The sequence below is a fragment of the Boseongicola sp. genome (genome assembly GCA_014075275.1).
Lineage (GTDB): Bacteria > Pseudomonadota > Alphaproteobacteria > Rhodobacterales > Rhodobacteraceae.
In genome coordinates this window covers 3,078,832-3,098,737 of the sequence record CP046179.1, presented here as the reverse complement: position 1 = coordinate 3,098,737, position 19,906 = coordinate 3,078,832, and the positions used below count along the sequence as shown (strand labels likewise).

Sequence of the window (19,906 nt, the reverse complement as noted above, 5' to 3'; positions counted from 1 at the left end):
CCCCCGAAGACGTGAATTACTCTTCGTTGTACCTGTAACCGATGCCGTAAAGCGTTTCGATTGCACCGAATTCGTCGTCTACCATACGCATCTTCTTGCGCAGCCGCTTGATGTGGCTGTCGATGGTCCGGTCGTCAACGTAAACCTGATCGTCATAAGCAACGTCCATCAGCTGATCGCGGCTCTTCACAAAGCCCGGACGCTGCGCGAGAGCTTGCAAAAACAGAAACTCTGTCACGGTCAGCGACACATCGCGGTTTTTCCAGGTGACTGAATGACGAAGCGGATCCATTCGCAACTCGCCGCGCGTCATAACCTGTGCCTGATCAACTTCGGCGCCTTCGCCGTCGCTAGCAATCACTTCCTGCCGACGCAGGAGTGCGCGAATACGTTCGACCAGAAGACGCTGCGAGAACGGCTTCTTGACGTAGTCGTCAGCGCCCATTCTGAGACGGAGCACCTCGTCGATCTCGTCATCCTTAGAGGTCAGAAAGATAACAGGCATGGCCGATTTCTGGCGCACCCGCTGAAGCAGGTCCATGCCATCCATTCGCGGCATCTTGATATCAAAAACGGCCATATCCGGCAGTTTCTTATTGAATGCGTCAAGCGCGGCCTGTCCGTCGTTGTAGGTTTCAACCTCAAAACCCTCTGCCTCAAGGGTCATCGAAACCGACGTCAGAATATTCCGGTCGTCATCGACCAGCGCGATTCTGGACATATTTTTTCCTTCATACTGCTTCTGCGCCTTATAACTGGCACATTTTACGATGTCATTTTCTGGGCATAATCGTGTCTGCCTTGCGGTTATTCAACAATAATGTGCGAATCATGCCTATTCGACACGCTGGATAAACGCTGTTTTTCTTGAGATTCGGCTAATCGGCCACACCTATGGCGTGTTTTGACCCTGTTGGCGGCGCTAACCCCGGTTTTCCTCGGTTTTGGTTGCGCTAACCTTGGATCTGGTTGCGCTAACTGTGCGCATGCGTCCTGTTCTTCGGCAAAAATGGCTGCGTATAAGCGACTTAAGGACTTCCGAAACAAGGTTTCGGGCATGTGCCCCGGGGCCAATAACCTGAAACTTAAGGACAGCAGGACTATGACCATTGGCCGGGTAAACCCAAAACACACTCTTGACACACAAGGCATCACCGGACTTGGCCAAGTCTATTACAACTTGATTGAGCCTGATCTGATCCAACGCGCCCTGTGCCTCGACGAAGGCAAACTTGGCAAAGGCGGCACATTGCTGGTCAGCACCGGCAAGTTCACAGGCCGGTCACCCAACGATAAACACGTTGTTCGCACTCCTTCAGTTGAAGACACAATCTGGTGGGACAACAACCGCCCAATGTCGCCTGAAGGGTTTGACGCACTTTACGAAGATATGATCGCTCATATGAAGGGCCGCGACTATTACGTTCAGGACCTTTACGGCGGTGCTGACCCCGCGCATCGTTTGGATGTGCGCGTTGTAACCGAACTGGCGTGGCACTCGCTATTCATCCGTCACATGCTCCGCCGCCCGGATCGCGATGAACTCGACAGCTTTCTGCCAGAATTCACTGTCATCAATTCGCCTTCTTTCCGTGCGGACCCAAAGCGTCACAATTGCCGGTCTGAAACCGTTATTGCGATGAACTTTGACCGCAAGCTGATCCTGATCGGCGGCACCGAGTATGCGGGCGAGAACAAGAAGTCGGTCTTCACCCTCTTGAACTATCTCCTTCCTGAAAAGGGCATCATGCCGATGCACTGTTCGGCAAACCATGCTCCCGGCAACCGCGTCGACACGGCCGTCTTCTTCGGCCTTTCCGGCACCGGGAAAACCACACTTTCCGCGGACCCAGAGCGCGTGCTGATTGGCGACGATGAACACGGCTGGTCTGACAAGGGCACATTCAACTTCGAGGGCGGTTGCTACGCCAAAACTATCAACCTCAGCCGCGAAGCCGAGTCCGAAATCTACGACACTACGACTAAATTCGGTACCGTCATCGAGAACATGGTCTATGACGAGGAAACGCGCGAGCTTGATTTCACCGACGATAGCCTGACGCCCAACATGCGTTGCGCCTATCCATTGAACTACATCTCAAACGCCTCTGAAACTGCACTCGGCGGGCATCCAAAGAACATCATCATGCTGACGTGTGACGCTTTCGGTGTTCTGCCTCCGATTGCGCGGCTGACACCAGCTCAGGCGATGTATCACTTCTTGTCCGGCTTCACTTCGAAGGTGGCCGGGACAGAGCGCGGTGTGACCGAACCACAACCAACGTTCTCGACCTGTTTCGGCGCACCCTTCATGCCGCGCCGTCCCGAAGTCTACGGCCAACTTCTGCGTGACAGGATCGCCCGTCATGGTGCAACCTGCTGGCTGGTCAACACTGGCTGGACCGGTGGAGCTTATGGCACTGGTTCACGGATGCCGATCAAAGCAACCCGTGCCCTTCTGACTGCCGCTTTAGACGGATCGTTGGAGAAATCCGAGTATCGAAAAGACAAGAATTTCGGCTTTGATGTGCCGGTCCACGTGTTCGCCAGTGCAGTGCCGGATATCCTTCTGGATCCGCGCCGCACCTGGGACAACCCAGAGGCCTATGATCGCCAGGCTGCAAAACTAGTTGCAATGTTTTCGGAGAACTTCGCGCAATACGAAAGCTATATCGACGACGACGTCAGAGCGGCAGCGATCGGCTAAGATCAGTTAAGACCAGCCTTCCGTGCAAGGGGTGAAATAGCCACCCAAACGAGCCGGAGGCTGGTCACAATCCCTGGAAAGCTCTGTTTTCATTGCGTCAGGGTCACCTTCTGGCAGTGCGCCTGCTCCACATCCGGCCAGCACCAAAGTAAAAATTGCACAGCGCAAAAAATCTCTCCTACAATAAAATCTATTGTGCGTAACACACAGGAGTTAATCTCGGGTAGAGAGTTCTTTGGAAAGGGCGAACGAGCCTCGATCTAAGGGCAAACGGCTATTGAATCGCAAGGGCCACGGACCCGAAACTGTTTCAGGCATTGGACTCCAATGTCGCAATCTCAGCCCGCCCCGCTTCGGTCAGCTCAAACACACCCCGCTTAACACGCATGAACCAGCCATAATGATTTGTCGCCATCATACGTGTCGCTGTCGGCACATCCGCCCCTTTGGCGACGACCGTGCCCCTCGATGCCCCGTTCGTCGCCAGAAAACGCGCGCATTTCTGTGCATCCTGCCGATAGGCTGTGACCAAACCCACCCGCGTGGCACCCCCTATATTCGGATCGCCCACACGCCGCGCAAATTCGCGCAACAACAGCTCTTTACGCACTTTGTTTTCACGTGGGCGATAAGGAGCCGGATCGCAATGAACCTCCACCAACGCATCCTTTAAGCGAACGGTGATCAACCCAAGGCCCAAACGGCGGCAAAGCGATTTCATGTTCTTCAGCGCGGTCCAGGACGCACGTCCGGTCTTTCGGGGAACAGCCATGTAAACAACATCCGAAATCGCCTGTCGTGCAACAGCCTGATGTACCAAAGATAAAGAAAAACCTGTCTTCAGCTCAACGATTACTGGCGGATCGCCATCACGACAACCAACGACATCTGCGGCCCCTACCTCGGCCTTAACCTCATAGCCCTGCCCTTCAAGAAACGCCTTTATCGGCGCATAAAGCTCGGTTTCGCGCACTTGGCACTGCCTCATTACTGTTGGGGTCACCATGCAAAATCCCCCGCCCGGCATCAAGAACCAGGCGAGGGAATGGTTCAGCGCCCTCCGGTTCTACCCGGGAAGCGCGGCGGTTTCCCGCCCTGCTGTCCACCAAAACGTTCTTTTAAACCTGATGGCAACCGGCTTTGGTTAGGGCTGAACCCAGGCTTTTTTGACTGAACAGTTTTGGACAGATCTGTTCCGTGTCCGCGCGTGGCGGGTGACTTTGGTGTTTTGGGCATATTGCGCCCTTTCGTGAAAATGGATTTGGGGTCCGCTCAGATGAACGGCACGACACACCCCGAAAACGGGGTCAGCCTGTCTGGTCCATTGTCAGATCACTCCTGAAAAATGTGTTGGCGCCTCGACGCCAGGCATGTGCGCGGGGATTAAGCTTTGTTGTCCATTGGTCCTGCACTCCTTTTCAGATCGGCCCTGATTACTTCAGTTATGCGTGCGCGTCAAAGCTGCCGCGCAACCAGGGCGGGGTGACATCGCCGACTCCACTGATATAACGCCGCCAAATCCAACACCTTCACGGACATCGCACACATGACCATCAAAGTTTTTGGCCACAAATCCCCTGACACCGATTCCACAGGCTCGCCTATCATCTGGGCCTGGTATTTAAACGAATGCAGGGGTCAGCAGGCCGAAGCCCGTCTGTTGGGCGACCCCAATACCGAAGCCCTTTTTGTACTGCGGCGCTGGAACCTGGACCGCCCGGAGCTTTTGGAGGATGTGACAGCCGAGGACGAGGTAGTCATCGTTGACACCAACAACGTGGCCGAACTGCCGCCATCCATCAACGAGGCTAAAGTGATCGAAGTCATCGATCACCACATGCTGCAAGGTGGTCTGAAAACCAAAAGCGCTATCAATATCACAGTGCGACCGGTCGCATGCACCGCAACCATCTTGTACGACATGATGGGAACTGACGCCGAGAAGATGCCGGATCACATCAAAGGCGCGATGTTGTCTTGTATTCTGAGCGATACGCTCGAGTTCCGCTCTCCGACGACAACAGATGTCGATCGGGAACTGGCAGAAAAACTGGCGGCCGATCTGGGCATAAACATCCCGGATTACGCTTCCGAGATGTTCAGCGCGAAATCTGACGTGTCGTCTTATTCCAATTCTGAACTTCTGCGGATGGACAGCAAAGAATACGAAGTAGACGGAACAAAGTTTCGGGTCTCGGTCATGGAAACCACGTCACCAGCTACTGTTTTGGCTCGTAAAGACGGATTGGTTGAAGACATGGTCAGCGTCGCAGAAGACGACGGTGTGGATCAGGTCCTGTTTTTCCTGATCGACATCCTGAACGAAGACGCGGTTCTTTTTGTGGCCAACGATCTGGTCAAATCAGTCGCTGAGAAAAGCTTTGGCGTTTCCGTAAAAGGCGACACGGTTCGATTGCCCGGCGTGGTCAGCCGTAAAAAGCAAATCATCCCAGCGCTGAAGGTTTAAGACATTGGTTCAAATCGTAGACAGCCTTGCCGAGATTTCCGACCGTTATGATGCGGTGTTCTGCGATCTCTGGGGCTGTTTGCACAATGGCCTGAAGCCCTTTGACGAAGCTGTCGAAGCCTTGCGCACCTTTCGCGCCACCGGCGGCAAAGTTGTCCTTCTGACAAACGCTCCCCGGTCTCGACACGAGGTCGAGAAACAAATGGATGACCGTATCGGCGTGCCGCGCGATTGCTGGGACGTGATTGCTACCTCGGGCGACAGCGCCCGGTCCGCCATGTTCCAGGGCGCCATCGGCGACAAGGTCTGGTACATGGGCCCCGAACATGACCTGACCTTCTTCGAGCCGCTGCATCTGATCAATAATCCGGTTCAGATCACGCGCGTGCCGCTGGAAGACGCGACCGGCATCGCCTGCCTTGGCCCCTTTGATGCCATGGCGGACCCGGACGTGAACCGGCCTGAGTTCCTTTACGCCAAGCAAAAGGGCCTGAAACTGCTTTGTGCCAACCCCGATATCGTTGTGGATCGCGGTGAAACACGGGAATGGTGCGCCGGCGCGCTGGCCAATCTTTATACCGAGATGGGCGGCGAAAGCCTTTATTTCGGAAAGCCTCATCCTCCGGTCTACGATCTGGCGCGGCGCCGATTGGCCGCGCTCGGCGGTCTGGTGCCCGACAGCCGTATACTGGCCATCGGCGATGGCATTCTGACGGATATTCGGGGCGCTTTGGGCGAAGATATCGATAGCCTGTTCATCACTGGCGGGCTGGCGGCGGTCGAAACCAAGACCCAGCGCCAGCCGGATCAGGCCGCGCTGGATGCCTATGTCGAGGGACAGCAACTTACGCCAACCTATGCGGTCGGATATTTGAGGTAGTTTCCGTTTTTGGTTTCGCCCCGACTTCGTCGAGTCGATCCGCTGGGGCGCTGCCCCAGACCCCGGAGTATTTTTGATCAGAAGAATTGGGAATGCGGTCGGAACACACTTAAAACATTAGCCTCCAATATAAACTCGAGACTGACCAAGCGCGGACAGACTCGACAGTCCGCTCTTTCTTTCTGGTAGAAATACTCCGGGGGAGTGTGAGGGGGCAGCGCCCCCTCGCCCACCGCGGTGCATGAAGTGCAGCGCAAAAAAAGACCCCGCCGAAGCTGGCGAGGTCAAGTCGGTCAGTGCCGTGGGGCGGCCACAGGCACCGGCGGTATTCAAATTCTCATGTCACATTTCGGATCGGATCTGCTGGCGCAGCACATCAATCGAAACGTTCTTGCCCTCTTTGCGGAAGTGCCAATATGTCCAGCCATTACAGCTTGGCGCACCTTCCAAAGCTGCACCCACCTGATGGATCGACCCCTTGATATCATCTGCAATCAATGTCCCATCAGCCCGCACTTTCGCTGCCTGACCACGGGGCGATATCAGCACCTCACCCGGGCGTAGCATCCCACGTTCAACCAGTTGACCGAAAGGCACCCGCGGCTCGCTTCGTTTGGAAACCGAAACCTCCAGCGCAGCCTTGTCAAACTTTCGAACCTTGGAAATCCGCTTCGTCGCCACATCGCGATAGGCTTTTTCCCGTTCAATTCCAATGAATTCGCGCCCCAGCATCTTGGCCACAGCGCCGGTCGTCCCGGTCCCGAAGAACGGGTCCAACACCACGTCACCCGGATTGGTCGTGCCCAACAAAACCCGGTGCAACAGGCTTTCAGGTTTCTGCGTCGGATGCGCCTTATCGCCGTTTTCGTCCTTCAGACGCTCGTGCCCGGTGCAGATCGGCAGCACCCAATCGGACCGCATCTGCACCCCTTCATTCAACGCCTTCAGCGCCTCGTAGTTGAACGTGTATTTCGATCCTTCGTCCTTCGACGCCCAGATCAATGTCTCATGGGCATTCGTCAAACGCTTGCCCCGGAAATTCGGCATCGGGTTCGACTTGCGCCAAACCACATCATTCAGGATCCAGAACCCCTGGTTCTGCAACTCAGCGCCCATGCGGAACACGTTGTGATACGACCCGATCACCCAAATCGCACCGTTCGGCTTCAACAACCGCCGCGCAGCCGCCAGCCAATCGCGTGTAAACTTGTCATAAGCTCCAAAGGATCCAAACTGATCCCAAGCGTCATCAACCGCATCAACCTTGGAATTATCCGGGCGATGCAAATCCCCACGAAGTTGCAAATTGTAAGGAGGATCCGCAAAAATCAGATCGACCGAAGCCTCAGGAAGCGACCGCATAACCTCGATGCACTCGCCGTCCAGAATCGTATTCAATGGCAGCTTTTTAGCTGCTTTTTCCGTCTTCGTCGTCATCTCTGCCTCTGTCCCCAGACCTGTTCGCGGTCCACGTATTCGTTGGCCTAAAGATGAGTCAAAGGTGATTCGCCGTCAAATTCTTTTTTGAATCAAGTGCTTACGAATTTCTCTTGTCACAAGATATTGTGGACGGTCTTGAACGAACGTCTATGGTGTGGGGTCACCCCGAGATTTTGAAGCGCCTCGCGATGTGCTTTTGTCGGGTAACCGGCGTTTCGTTCCCACCCATACCCGGGGTGCTGTTGCGCCAAATCCACCATGATGCGATCGCGCACCACCTTGGCGACGATAGACGCCGCCGCGATCGAGACACTGCGACCGTCCCCTTTGATCAACGCGGTTGCCGGGCAAACCAGATCGCGCGGGATCATGTTGCCGTCGATCAGCGCATGATCCACCGGCACCCCCAAACCTTCCATCGCCCGACACATCGCCAGATGGGACGCGCGCAGGATGTTGATCTGATCAATCTCCTCAACGCTGGCATGGGCCACTGACACCAACGCGACCGCCTCAATCTCAATGGCCAGCCGGTTGCGGGCCTTGGCGCTCAGTTTTTTGGAATCGTTCAGCCCTTCCGGGATGTTGTTCGCATCCAGAATAACCGCCGCAGCCGTTACCGGGCCCGCCAGCGGACCGCGCCCCACCTCATCGACGCCTGCCACCCGCGCAAAACCTGAACGCACCGCCTCCAACTCAAATGAAAAATCCGGTCCCGCCATGAACCAACACAAACACCACTCGCGAGTGGTCCACAAGAAGAAGGGCTGCTCGGATCAAACCGAAACTAACCACTCGTTCCACGTGCGCGTCGCACTGTTTCTAGTTCGGCTTTCAAACGCTCTTCCTCCTCCAGAAGGAATTGCGGGTCATAGTCCGCGTCCAACCCAAGCTTAGGTTTCTGGTCTTCTGGTTTGCTCTGAAGCTTCTCAAATACTACTTTGATAAATCTGACATCGCTCGAAACTGTGACCGTCTCTTCCGTAAAATTGTGCACACCAACGGTGAGCTTCCCAACATAGGCCGGCGCGATAAGTGGTCCGTGCGAAACTATCAATCCTGAGGACAGTAGATCTATGGTCGGCCCAACACGTCCAACCATGTCTCGAGGCATTCGAAAGTGTTCAAGGGTGTGCACAAATTTCGTTAAGCCCGGTTTGATGGTCAGATGCGAACCAGGTTTCAGCATCTTTGGGCGGCTGTTCCTTGGAAGCCCGTCCCAGATCCCTCCGATTTGGGTATCATAAGCAGTTGCGCGCAGCCGCGCATTCTCAAACGGCGCCAGGATCAAAGTATCGTCTGTGTATTCTGCCTCCGGGCAGTCCGCCCACTTCTCAATTAGGACACGCAATTGATGATCAACGACTATCCCCGGCATGAGGTCGAATCCGGCATTTAAGCCAAGTGTGCGAAGGTAGTACTCTGCCGGCCTTTCGGGATGTTCTCTCTCGGAAGCTTTCAGCTCGGACCAAAAATCTTCGGGCGTCCCGAGCAATTTCGCAATTGCAGTGGATGTCTCATGATCCACAGTCTTCGTCCGACCTGTAATAAGGTGCGAAATTGCACCGTCCGTCTTCCGCAAAACGGTGGCAAGCTCTTGATTCTGGACACTGTTCTTGTCCATTACAGCTTTCAGCACAGTTCCGAAAACTTCCAACTCGGCCTCCCCTGTATGTGTGCACTAGCCCCTTATACAGCAAAATACTCCCAGCAATACAGTTAAGTAACGTATGTTACAATATTTCATTTATATTGCTATAAAATTGTATATATGTATACGTACGTGATTTCACAAGTACCACCAGGGGAGATCAATCAAATGGGCAAAGGGTCACAAAACGACAATCAAACGATCATCATCAACAATTACAATGCGCCAACCGAAAAGCCCGAGACCAAGGAACCAGAGATTGAAAACAAAGGACTGTTTTCACTGGCTCGCCAACGTCTTGTTCGCTGGCTCAACAAAGTTCTTTAATCTACGCTCCTCAAGAACTAGGGCGGCCCTCTGTCACCAGAAGACCGCCCCTTACTCGTACCCACCCACTCGTGAGATTAACCCATCCCACTCGTTACAACCTTGGGCCGGGAGGGATGAAGTCCCGGCCCACCGGCGCAGATGGAGATGTGCGGGATACCCGCGCCGGTATTCGATATGTCTTTAACGTGTCGCGACCTTCCATCCGTCGCGTCTCAGGCACCTTGCACCGAACACGGTGCGGAACCCGCGGTTTGTTCGCACAACAGTTTCGCAGGAAACCGGCAGTTTCGACGCGTGCCTGTAGTTGCGGTTCAGACACCGCGATCCATAGGCCAACCGATCCCGACGATCCGTCTCGACCACGCGAAGACACGCCTGCGGCAGCGCCTTCTTCTTATATCCGCGTTTGGCTTTCGGCCCTTTGCGCTGCTCATAGTCACGCACACGACCATCAATCACGCGCCGCCCGTCAAAGGTCTGCTCGATAGACCCAAGCCTGCCAGCGCGCGTCGTTGTCGACGCACGACCGCGATCATTTCGGTTATCAATCGCTTTGGCGATAATCCCTACTGCAACAATCCCGGCGATAGCCTTGGCAAGATCATTGCCATCTGCGCTTGCGGCGTTGGGCATAAAGCTTGCGCTGGCAAGCGCGATACTGGCGACGATGGCAGGAATACTGTTCATAACTGGCCCCATTGGGTTTGCTTCGAAAACACGCAGCAGTGCGATGGGGTCAAATTGGGGCGAACAGCAGAAGTCACGCAATATCGCCGCTTTGCTATGCCATAACAGCCGCCGAAATCCCCGTTGTTATTGATTTTCAATGCGGGAAACAGCAGGGTCGCCCCATGAAGTATCCCATGTTGATAAGCACGACCGCTTTGGTCACCGTCCTAGCCGCCCACGGCGCGTCAGCAGCCTGTTACGCCGATTACAAGGCCAAGCAGGAAAATCCGCTGCGCCTTCACTATGGCGTGGTGCAGGTTGACGCCAATCCCTGCCAGATGTCAGGTGCCGTCAGGAAATCTGTCGCCAACAGGGTCGCCGCAGGCGGCTGGAAAGTGCTACAGGTGCAATCAGTCTTTGATGAAAGCGGACTTGATGCCAAAAAGCGGGATGCAGGTGAGTATTTCCTCCGTTTCTGACGCGCGCGCTGCCGGTGCGCGGGTGGTTGCCCTTGGGATTGCCGCAGTCGTGGTTATCCTTGGCAGCGCGGCTGCCTTCTTGTTGTGGCGGCTACCGTCGGCGAATGCGTTCAACGAACGGGTCGAGCGTATCTTTATAGAGAACGCCGATCTGACTTCGGGCGCCGAGATTAAATTGCTAGAAATCCTGGCACAATCTGGCACCGCCTTTTCCGATGTCCTGACCAGCTATCGCTTCGTGATTTTCGTGCTGATGCTGTTTGCTACCGGTTTGTTAATCGCTTCGTTAGTCTTTGTGGTCACCATCATCGTGCTGAACCGCCGGATCGGTGCCATCGAACGTCAGGGCATTCAGGTGTCGTCCCTTGTCATTTCACGCGAAGAAAACGCGGTTCTGATGAACGACATGGAATTCAAACTAACCGGCGCGGCGATTGAGACGCTGGCGGTCTTGGCCGAAGCGCGTATGGACGGTGACGTCTTGTCTGGCGCGGAAATCGAGGCGATGATTTCCGGCAAACGCCCCGAAGACTGTGAAGAAGCTGCCGGGGCCACGCGGATAAAACGCCTGCGCGACGCGCTCGGGAACCAAATGGTTGCCGAATTGTTAATTAAGACCGTCGCGCGCCAAGGTTACGTTTTATCAATAGATCAGGACGCGATCAGCATGAACTGAGGGCCCTAGCCCGGCCCATGCCCCTCGCGATAGCGGATCTCGCGCTGCGGGAACGGTATCTCGACACCGGCATCCTTCAGCGCGTTCCAGATCAAAAACCGCACTTCAGAAGCATATTTGTTCTTCCCGTCGTCGATCCCTTCAACCCAAAACTCGACCCCGAAATCCACGCCGCTGTCGCCAAACCCCTTCAACTCGCAATCCGGCCCTTCAGGGTCGTCCAACACGCCGGGATGCGTCGCCACTGCATTACTAATCAGGTCCGGGATCATGTTGATGTCCGTGTCATACGACACCGAGAAATCCACCTCATACCGGTTCCCTGACCCTGCATCCGACCAGTTGGTGATCCGCGAGATGATGAAATCTTCGTTCGGAACCACAATCCACTTGCCGTCAAACGTCTCTAAAATCGTCGCCCGCGCGCCCAGTTTGATAATCGTCCCGGCCTCGCCACCGTCCAGCTCGACGTAGTCGCCAACGGTCGCCTGGCCCTCCAGCAACAGAATTATCCCCGAGATGAAGTTCGACGCGATCTTCTGCAAGCCAAAGCCAAGACCAACACCTATGGCGCCACCAATCAGCGCGAATGCCGAAAGGTCTAACCCCATCACGTTCAGCAATATAAGACCAACGGCGGCAAACACCGCCATCTCGAAGACCTTCGCAGCCAACTCCCGCGTCGGCACCCGGATGGTCTCTTGCGCGCGGATGTAGGTCGTACCGGTGTCCGCCGACCAGCGACCCAGCCAGAACAACACCGACCCTGCAATCAACGCCCGCACGATGGCCAGTAACGAGAAATCGATCCGTCCCATCGCGAACCGCGTTGCGTCCAGCGCTGCCACGATGGGTTCGAACAGGCCAACCACATGAAGCGCGGCGATTGGCATGGCGATGTATTTGCCCAGCGTCTTTAAGAAAGGATCTGTGGCGATGTCCTTCAAAATCTGGCGCACTGCCAGGAAGACAAACACTCGCTTGCCCAGTGCTATCACCGCACCCGAGCCAAACAGGGACCGCGTAATCTGCTCGCCCGCTGCCGTGAACGCATAGGCCAGAACCGGCAGCAGCAACGGCAGGAACATGACGGTAAACCGCATACCCTTGGCCAAGGTGCGCTGGGTCGCGTCGCTGGTTTGAAGCAAGCGCTCCAACCGTGGCCGCGCCCAGGCCGACACCACAACCGCCAACAAGTAAGCCGCAATCAAAAGCCCGAATTGGGCATAGGCCGCTGGAGACGTGATCCACTCCAAAAGGACGCCCGCCCCCTGCTCGTAATATCCTTCCAGCGTCTCAATCATGATCCAATACCCCTAAATCCAGCCGAGCTCATTGCGCCCATAAATGACGTGTTTGCCTGTTTTTTCCCATTATTTGTGCCAATCGGCCACCCTACATTTCAAGTGTCGGGTCGGCATCGATCATCCCCGTTGTCCCTGGACCCGGCCCCCTCGGTCGTAAGGCGCGTCCCTACGTCCGAGGTTGGGAATTCAGTGTGTGGGCGCGAGCTGTGTTTTACGAGTGGGGGAGGCACGGTTGAACGTGTCCAAGCCAGGTCAGCTACATGACCATTTAACCAAGGGGGGTCGGGCACGTTGCTCGGCCCCTCTTTCGTCAGCTTCCCGGACCAGACTCATTCTGCAAATGCAGCTTCATTTCAACCAAAACCCTTTGAAGCGAGTTGGTCTCGTCCAATAGGCGTTTCGCCTCATTCAACGAAATCACGCCGTCATCAATTGAATGATTGTATTCGGCCATCAATGTTGCAAAGCGTTGCGACAAGCGGATCACATCACTGTTCAACCCGCCATCGTTTGCGTCGTGGTCGTCACCATACTCCAGGCTCAGGTTCTGCAACTCGGCAAGCGCCTTGGTCACAAACGGCGCCGAGGCGACCTGCTCCAGCTCCAACACCACATTCACCGGCATGAACCGATCAAAGTTTTCGCTGGCCATCGACGCATAACGTCCCAACGTCGCTTTCGACTTTCCCGAAACCTCGCACGCCTTGGCGTAACCGATGTCTTTGATCAGGGCTTCGATATGGCGTTTCAGATAATCCCTCTGCGCGGCGCTTTCTTTGGCGTCCGTTGTCATCCAAGTTCCTTTTCGGCTTTCCCCGTTGCCGTGGCCCGACTTTAAGAGAAATATCGCGCGCTGCATACCTGCAAAGAACGATACGGTTTAGATCAGCGGCACCGCGCCAGTCAGGTTTTTGGACAGACTGCTTCGGCTTCAATTTCAACCCGATAACCGCCGATCAATCCCGCTACCACAACAAGTGTGTTTGCCGGTTTGATCCCGCCGAAAATCCGACCATGTGCCAGCGACACGGTCTCTACATCCGCCTCGTCAACAATGTAGATGCGCGTGCGCACGATGTCTTCGGCGCGTCCGCCCAGCGCGGCAAGAGCTGCCAATATCTTATCGATGACATATATCGTTTGCGCACCCGCATCATCTTTTGCCACGACCCTGTCGGAACCAGCCGTTGCGGTGGTGCCGGAAACCAATATGCGGTCGCCGACACGTTGAACGCGGGCATAACCGGCGATGTCTTCCCACTTCGACCCGCTCAAGACTTGTTGCCCGCCTTGCCGATGGGGCGTTTCGGTGGCGACATGCTGCAACGGCATCTCGTCCAAATGGTGACTAAGGTCCCCCGACGCAGTCAGAAACGGCGGCTTTCGGTATTCATCTCCACAGTCGCCCGGAACTTCGCGGCTGCCTGCAAATGCAGCCGTCAGCAGTGCCGTATCACCTTCGTCCAACTCGAACGAAAACAGGCGCAGGTTGTCATCGACGTGCGCCCGTTCACCCAACCGGGCGCCGATAATGACACCTGCGACTGCCGAATGCTCCAACACCCAGCGTGTTGCGACATTGGTGATCGAAACCCCGTGTTTCTGGGCCACGATATTCGCGGCGACCAAGATAGCCTGATAGGCATCCCACCCTCCGGCAACATCAATAAACCGTTTGTATTTGCTCTTTGACCAATCCGCGATCTCGTCCGGTTCCGCCTGCCCAAGCCAGCGATCCGAAAGAAACCCTCCGCAAATCGTCCCATAGGCCAGAAGCCGAACACCGGTTTCTGCACACAAGTCGGACAATACACCTGAAGCCCGGCGATCCATCAGCGAAAAAGAAACCTGATTGGTCAGAATTGGAACACCATCCGACAAGGCCACCCGAAGATGCGCTGCATCGAAATTCGTCACCCCAATCTCGCCAATCAGCCCTTCGTCGCGCAACCGCGACAACTCGTGCAGGGCATCCAGCCAAGCCGGATGCTGAAAGCTCCACCAGTGAAACTGCAACAAATCAACGCGCTCTACACCTAGCCGCGCCAGTCGATCCTGAACACCGGCCCGCACCACGTCAGCCGTCATTGGCCCCGGCGAAGGGCACCATTTGGTCAGCGCGGTCACACCCGAGCCAGCGTCGCCAGCCAATAAACGCCCCGTAATAATCTCGGCACTTCCATAGTGATCGGCCATGTCAAAGGTATCGAAACCGCGTTCAGCATAACCCGCCAGCCATCCAGCTCCGGTGTCTGGATCAATCACGTCACCATCTTTTTCAATGTCCGCAACTTGCCAAAGCCCAGTCAGCACGCGCGATATCTCAAGATCATTCGAAAGGCGCAGGCGCTCTGGGCGTGCAGATGACGACATGAATTTGGCCTTTCTTTCCCCCGCAATGCGCATATGACCTTGAGGGCCGCGCAACATGCTTTACCGTGTGCCAGATAAAACGAAGCACACAGCGGCGTCCAGCAGAAGGGGTGGAATGGAACCGGACCAGAACGATCAGGGTTTTTGGCTGTACGATCTAAAGGTCGAAACCGTTCTCGACGGTCGCACTCCTGTTTGTCGTCATATCGAAGGCGAAAGTTTTCTGGTGGAAGGCGAAACACTGGTCTTTGGGCCAGATACGCGCCTGTCCATGTATGCGCTTGCCGCGCTTTTACCTTTGCTGCCGGTGAAACAACGCATGACCGACCCGAACGACTGGATCAGCACCGATGCCGAAGTCGCCTGTGCGGATCCCCACTGCGGCGGCCGGTTTCGTATCTCACGGTTGGACAAACGCTGGTTCTCTCACGCTGAAACGACTGGCCTGCCAGATAACCGCGCCAAACCTTATTGGCAGACCGAACGCTCATGACAGTTGAAGCAGTCGAACTACGCCCGGGCTACGGGATATCACGCGTGATCAAAGGTGGCTGGCAACTGGCCGGTGACCACGGCCCTGTTGATCGCACGGACGCCATTCGCGACATGGAAGCCTTTCTGGACGCAGGCATAACGACCTTCGACTGCGCCGACATCTATACCGGCGTTGAAGAAATGATTGGCGAGTTTATCGCAGATGTGCGCCGCCGCCGTGGGGCCGATGTGGCCAGTCGCGCCCGCATTCATACCAAGCTGGTGCCAGATTTAGGGCTTCTGGAAAACATTCAGGTCAAAGACGTCGAAGCCATTGTCGACCGCTCGCTCAAACGGCTGCAGATCGATCAATTGCATGTGGTTCAGTTCTTCTGGTGGGACCTGTCGCTTGGCGACCCCCTGATCGGCATGGAAGCCCTGAAACAGTGCCAGGACAAAGGTAAGATCGCCCACCTTGGCGTCACCAACTGGGACGCCGCCGAAACGCAGCCATTTCTTGATGCCGGGTATGAATTGGTCTCGACCCAGGTCCAGTACTCCCTGCTTGACCGCAGAGCCGAAGCTGGCCTGACGTCATGGGCGGCCACAAACAATATTCAACTGCTGTGTTACGGCACACTCGCCGGTGGTTTTCTGACCGACCGCTGGCTGGATCAACCCGACCCGGGTTTCGCATTTGAAAACAGAAGTTTGGTCAAATACCGCCTGATCATCGATGAATTTGGACCCTGGGCCAAATTCCAGAACTTGCTGCGCACCCTGAAATCCATCGGCGACAAGCACGGCGTCTCGCTCTCCAGCGTCGCCACACGCTGGGTGCTCGATCGCCCGCAGGTCGCCGCCGCAATCGTCGGCGCCCGCTATGCCCGCCACCTACCAATGACTCTTGAGGCTTTTGCATTTCAGTTGGACGCTGAAGACCGTGGTGCAATTCAGGCGATATTAGACACCGCCCCCGGACCCAAAGGATCTGTCTTCGCGCTTGAACGTGATCGCAACGGTCGCCACGGCAAGATTATGAAATACAACCTCAACACTCGCCCCGATGACAAGGTTCTTGGCAGTGACTGAGGTTATTCTGTCCACCAAAGGGTTGTCGCGCAGCTTTGGCTCGGTGCGCGCCGTCGATGATGTTTCGCTTGATATTCGGCAAGGATCGATCACCGGGTTAATCGGCCCCAATGGCGCGGGCAAATCGACCTTATTCAACCTGCTAACCGGGGCATTGAACCCGGATCAAGGCCACGTTCATCTAATGGGCAATGATGTAACCAACATGCCGCCCGATCGCCTGTTTCAAAACGGGCTGGGACGTACTTTTCAGATCCCCCGACCCTTTGCCCGGATGAGCGTTTTAGAAAACGTCATGCTGGCCCCAACACAGCAAACAGGCGAGACCATCACCGGCCCGTTCCTGTTCCGCACCCGCATGCAGTCGCAAGAACGCCAAATCCGTGACAAGGCGCTTGAGGTCCTTGATTTCGTCACACTCGGTGACCTGGCCGATCACCCTGCCGGCCAGATATCCGGCGGGCAGATGAAACTCTTGGAATTGGCGCGTGTTCTGATGGGGGACCCAAACCTCATCCTTCTTGACGAACCCGCGGCCGGGGTTAACCCGGTTCTGACCCAGACACTGATCGGCAAGATAGAAGAGCTGAACAAGCGCGGAACAACATTCGTGATTATCGAGCACGATATGGATTTCGTCATGCGCCATTGTGATCCGGTCATCGCACTTGCCGAAGGTAAAGTCGTCTTTCAGGGTACCAGCGAAGAAGCAAAATCCAATCCAGTGCTGCTCGACGCTTATCTTGGGGCAATGGAAGATGGCTGATCTGATCCTCCAAGCGCAAGGCGTCACCGCCGGTTATGTGCCTGACTTGCCCATCCTGCGCTCAGTTTCGCTTGATGCGCGTGCCGGGCAGGTCACACTGATCATCGGCCCAAACGGCGCAGGCAAATCAACGCTGATCAAAGCAATCGCTGGGCTGATTCCGGTTAGCAGAGGCCAGATTTCGTTCGAAAACGCTGACATAACGCATATGCGCACTGACCAAATGGCAATCAAAGGCATCGCCTATGTTCCGCAAACTGACAACATATTTCGCAGCCTGACGATCCGCCAAAACCTCGATCTGGCACTTCGTCGAACAGGCGGAAATGCGTCAGCAACACTGGACCGCCTTTTCAACCAGTTCCCGGCGCTGGCAGACAAACATCGCGACAAAGCGGGCACGCTTTCCGGCGGGCAACGGCAATTTTTGGCAATTGCCATGGCCCTTGCTTCGGACCCTCGCCTTATCCTGATGGACGAACCGTCAGCCGGTCTAAGCCCCAAGGCCGCACAAGAGGTCTTGGAACACGCCCGCGCGCTGACTGAGAGGGGCGTCTCGATCCTTTTGGTAGAGCAGAATGTCAATCAGGCACTGCGGCTGGCTGACCACTGTTTCATTCTGGCCGAGGGACGAAATCAGGTCGACGGACGCGCCGAAGATCTATTGAACGACGACGTTGTCGGCGAGATTTATCTCGGCGGGCGCAGGATCGGGGCCGCATGATCCAGAACCTGATCGATGGGGTCCTGACCGGCTCGTATATCTCGCTGGGAGCAATCGGCCTGACACTGGTGATGCATATATTAAGGTTCGCCAACTTCTCGCACGCCGAACTTTTGTCACTTGGGGCCTATTTCGCCCTGGTTTGCGACGCGCTGGTATCTGCACTGGCACCGGCTTTGGCAATCAAACTTGCACCACTGTCCATGACATGGGCGTTGGCAGCAGCAATCGTCATTTCGATGGTGATCACGGGCCTATCCGCCTTGGTGATTGACCGATTAGTGTTCAAACGTGTGCGCGAAAAAGGGCAGGAACTATCTATGGTCTTCGCCAGCTTCGGCATGGCTTTGGTGATCCGAAACATCATTGGCCTAATCTTTGGACTTAGCCCGCAACTGTACTCTCGCGATATCGCTTTTGCCAAAGTTCTCAGCCTTGACCCCCTTATCCTGGTCAAGCCGGACCAGGTGTTCGTGCTGATCGCTGCACTGGCGATCATGCTGATCCTGCACCTTGTTCTTTCGCGCACAACCTTCGGATACTCTCTGCGCGCGGTGGCAGAAAATCCGTCATTGGCTCAAGTTAACGGCATCAATTTGGCGCGCACCATCATGGCCGTCTGGCTGATCGGCGGCGGACTTGCTGCCGTCGCTGGCGTCTTTTACGGCCTTAGCCACCAGTTAATTCCGGTTATGGGGCGCGATTTGGTCTTGCCGATATTCGCCGCCACCATCGTCGGAGGCATCGGTAGCGTCTATGGTGCCGTGCTAGGCGGGTTCATCGTCGGCGTCGCTGGCAACATGGCCCTTGTCATCCTGCCATCAGGATACACACCCTCTGTGCCATTCCTATTGATCCTGCTGGTGCTGATGATCCGACCCCACGGTCTGTTTGGCGAGGCGCGCGCATGATCGGTGTCATTTCCTACCTCGTCTTCTTCGCCACAACCGCCTCGATCCTGGCAATTGCGGTTTTGGGATTGAACCTGCAATGGGGCAATACGGGCTTGTTCAATGGCGGTGTCGTCGCCTTCTTTGGTGCGGGCGCCTACGGAACACTGATCCTTGGCGGAACCACACAAGACGGGCATCTCGGTGGTTTTGGCCTGTTTTACCCCCTCGCCCTCATAGGCGGCATGGCGGCAGCCGGTTTGATGGCCTGGATCGTCGGCCTGCTCACCTTACGCCTTCGGCACGACTATCTGGCAATTGCAACTTTCGGCGTGGCCGTTGCCTTTGAAAACCTGATGCGCAACGCCGAATGGCTGGCAGGCGGCGCAAAAGGCGTGCGCGGATTCGGGCGCCCGCTGCGCAGCGCCCTGGGCGACGGATTTCTTTATAACCTGATGTTCTTCGCAGTAGTGCTGATGCTGTTGATCGCCACCTACCTGTTCCTGCAACGCCTCGTCGCCTCGCCCTTTGGTCGCTTGCTGCGTGCCATCCGCGAAGACGAAGAAGCGGCCCAATCGCTCGGCAAAAGCCCTTCCAAAATCCGCCTTACAGCGTTCATAACCGGTTCCGTCATCCTCGGTTTGGCGGGCGGCCTTTATGGCACCTTCTATGCCTTCGTCAGTCCGCAGGATGTACTGCCAACCCTGACCTTCCAAATATGGGCAATGCTCATCGTTGGCGGCGCAGGTAACAATCGCGGCGCTATCTTCGGCGCCTTCCTGATCTGGGGTGCCTGGACAGCCTCGGGTTGGGCCTTGTCGCGATTTGCGCCCATCGAAGCGCAACTCTATACTGGCTCAGTTCAATTCGTACTGATTGGGTCGGTCATTGTCGGCATGCTTATGTGGCGCCCGCAGGGACTGCTGCCTGAGCGGCTGGTTGTATCACAAAGGGGAAAAACCCCATAAGACCAAATAGGGA

The 19,906-nt window shown here is 55.8% G+C and carries 21 protein-coding genes; 12 read left to right on the top strand and 9 right to left on the bottom strand.

From position 1 onward, the window contains the following. Positions 1-16: 16 nt before the first annotated feature. Positions 17-721, bottom strand: a complete 705-nt coding sequence (locus tag GKR98_15495) for a response regulator (protein ID QMU59461.1) — start codon at positions 719-721, stop codon at positions 17-19. A 381-nt stretch (positions 722-1,102) separates the two neighbouring features. Here GKR98_15495 and GKR98_15490 point away from each other — a divergent pair, with 381 nt between their 5' ends. Continuing rightward, positions 1,103-2,707 carry a phosphoenolpyruvate carboxykinase gene (locus GKR98_15490; protein QMU60133.1) on the top strand — a complete coding sequence of 535 codons (1,605 nt, stop codon included), beginning with the start codon at positions 1,103-1,105 and terminating at the stop codon, positions 2,705-2,707. A 310-nt stretch (positions 2,708-3,017) separates the two neighbouring features. Here GKR98_15490 and GKR98_15485 read toward each other — a convergent pair whose 3' ends face one another. Next, positions 3,018-3,680: a hypothetical protein gene (locus GKR98_15485; protein QMU60132.1), complete on the bottom strand. Its 663-nt coding sequence runs from the start codon at positions 3,678-3,680 to the stop codon at positions 3,018-3,020. A gap of 573 nt (positions 3,681-4,253) precedes the next feature. Between GKR98_15485 and GKR98_15480 the strand changes: the two genes are divergently transcribed. Together GKR98_15480 and GKR98_15475 are read left to right on the top strand one after the other, a co-directional pair. Continuing rightward, positions 4,254-5,174 carry a manganese-dependent inorganic pyrophosphatase gene (locus GKR98_15480; GenBank protein ID QMU59460.1) on the top strand — a complete coding sequence of 307 codons (921 nt, stop codon included), beginning with the start codon at positions 4,254-4,256 and terminating at the stop codon, positions 5,172-5,174. A 4-nt stretch (positions 5,175-5,178) separates the two neighbouring features. Then, a complete protein-coding gene (locus GKR98_15475; GenBank protein QMU59459.1) occupies positions 5,179-6,054 on the top strand; it encodes a TIGR01459 family HAD-type hydrolase in 876 nt (291 codons plus the stop codon). Between the two features lie 342 nt (positions 6,055-6,396). Here GKR98_15475 and GKR98_15470 read toward each other — a convergent pair whose 3' ends face one another. From GKR98_15470 to GKR98_15460, 3 genes are all read right to left on the bottom strand, one after another. Continuing rightward, positions 6,397-7,491, bottom strand: coding sequence for a site-specific DNA-methyltransferase (locus tag GKR98_15470; GenBank protein QMU59458.1), 1,095 nt, complete (start codon positions 7,489-7,491; stop codon positions 6,397-6,399). Positions 7,492-7,607: 116 nt separating this feature from the next. Continuing rightward, on the bottom strand, positions 7,608-8,216 hold the full coding sequence (locus GKR98_15465) for a ribonuclease HII (GenBank protein QMU59457.1): 609 nt from the start codon (positions 8,214-8,216) through the stop codon (positions 7,608-7,610). A 65-nt stretch (positions 8,217-8,281) separates the two neighbouring features. Further along, positions 8,282-9,118: a hypothetical protein gene (locus tag GKR98_15460; GenBank protein QMU59456.1), complete on the bottom strand. Its 837-nt coding sequence runs from the start codon at positions 9,116-9,118 to the stop codon at positions 8,282-8,284. 195 nt (positions 9,119-9,313) lie between these two features. Here GKR98_15460 and GKR98_15455 point away from each other — a divergent pair, with 195 nt between their 5' ends. Further along, positions 9,314-9,472, top strand: coding sequence for a hypothetical protein (locus GKR98_15455; protein QMU59455.1), 159 nt, complete (start codon positions 9,314-9,316; stop codon positions 9,470-9,472). A gap of 183 nt (positions 9,473-9,655) precedes the next feature. Here the strand turns inward: GKR98_15455 and GKR98_15450 are convergent, their stop codons facing one another. Further along, positions 9,656-10,162 carry a hypothetical protein gene (locus GKR98_15450; GenBank protein ID QMU59454.1) on the bottom strand — a complete coding sequence of 169 codons (507 nt, stop codon included), beginning with the start codon at positions 10,160-10,162 and terminating at the stop codon, positions 9,656-9,658. A gap of 164 nt (positions 10,163-10,326) precedes the next feature. On the opposite strand from GKR98_15450, the gene GKR98_15445 reads away from it, so the two are divergent. Beyond that, entirely contained in the window at positions 10,327-10,623 is a 297-nt protein-coding gene (locus tag GKR98_15445) for a hypothetical protein (GenBank protein ID QMU59453.1), read from the top strand. Continuing rightward, positions 10,595-11,299 carry a hypothetical protein gene (locus GKR98_15440; protein ID QMU59452.1) on the top strand — a complete coding sequence of 235 codons (705 nt, stop codon included), beginning with the start codon at positions 10,595-10,597 and terminating at the stop codon, positions 11,297-11,299. The genes GKR98_15445 and GKR98_15440 overlap by 29 nt, the downstream gene beginning before the upstream one ends. A 5-nt stretch (positions 11,300-11,304) precedes the next feature. Here the strand turns inward: GKR98_15440 and GKR98_15435 are convergent, their stop codons facing one another. The 3 genes from GKR98_15435 to GKR98_15425 form a co-directional block, all read right to left on the bottom strand. Then, positions 11,305-12,603 carry a mechanosensitive ion channel gene (locus GKR98_15435; GenBank protein QMU59451.1) on the bottom strand — a complete coding sequence of 433 codons (1,299 nt, stop codon included), beginning with the start codon at positions 12,601-12,603 and terminating at the stop codon, positions 11,305-11,307. A gap of 313 nt (positions 12,604-12,916) precedes the next feature. Further along, positions 12,917-13,399 carry a hypothetical protein gene (locus tag GKR98_15430; GenBank protein QMU59450.1) on the bottom strand — a complete coding sequence of 161 codons (483 nt, stop codon included), beginning with the start codon at positions 13,397-13,399 and terminating at the stop codon, positions 12,917-12,919. 110 nt (positions 13,400-13,509) lie between these two features. After that, positions 13,510-14,979, bottom strand: a complete 1,470-nt coding sequence (locus GKR98_15425) for an aldo/keto reductase (GenBank protein ID QMU59449.1) — start codon at positions 14,977-14,979, stop codon at positions 13,510-13,512. A 115-nt stretch (positions 14,980-15,094) separates the two neighbouring features. Here GKR98_15425 and GKR98_15420 point away from each other — a divergent pair, with 115 nt between their 5' ends. Genes GKR98_15420 through GKR98_15395 form a run of 6 tightly spaced genes read left to right on the top strand, consistent with a single transcriptional unit; the run spans position 15,095 to position 19,893 of the window. Next, complete coding sequence (locus GKR98_15420) at positions 15,095-15,472, top strand: TIGR04076 family protein (GenBank protein QMU59448.1); 378 nt, start codon at positions 15,095-15,097, stop codon at positions 15,470-15,472. Next, positions 15,469-16,545 carry an aldo/keto reductase gene (locus tag GKR98_15415; GenBank protein QMU59447.1) on the top strand — a complete coding sequence of 359 codons (1,077 nt, stop codon included), beginning with the start codon at positions 15,469-15,471 and terminating at the stop codon, positions 16,543-16,545. The genes GKR98_15420 and GKR98_15415 overlap by 4 nt, the downstream gene beginning before the upstream one ends. Then, positions 16,520-17,311, top strand: a complete 792-nt coding sequence (locus GKR98_15410) for an ATP-binding cassette domain-containing protein (GenBank protein ID QMU59446.1) — start codon at positions 16,520-16,522, stop codon at positions 17,309-17,311. The genes GKR98_15415 and GKR98_15410 overlap by 26 nt, the downstream gene beginning before the upstream one ends. Then, a complete protein-coding gene (locus tag GKR98_15405) occupies positions 17,304-18,035 on the top strand; it encodes an ATP-binding cassette domain-containing protein (protein ID QMU59445.1) in 732 nt (243 codons plus the stop codon). Before GKR98_15410 ends, GKR98_15405 begins: the two co-directional genes overlap by 8 nt. Beyond that, positions 18,032-18,946 carry a branched-chain amino acid ABC transporter permease gene (locus GKR98_15400; protein ID QMU59444.1) on the top strand — a complete coding sequence of 305 codons (915 nt, stop codon included), beginning with the start codon at positions 18,032-18,034 and terminating at the stop codon, positions 18,944-18,946. The genes GKR98_15405 and GKR98_15400 overlap by 4 nt, the downstream gene beginning before the upstream one ends. Next, positions 18,943-19,893: a branched-chain amino acid ABC transporter permease gene (locus tag GKR98_15395; GenBank protein ID QMU59443.1), complete on the top strand. Its 951-nt coding sequence runs from the start codon at positions 18,943-18,945 to the stop codon at positions 19,891-19,893. The genes GKR98_15400 and GKR98_15395 overlap by 4 nt, the downstream gene beginning before the upstream one ends. Positions 19,894-19,906: the final 13 nt, after the last annotated feature.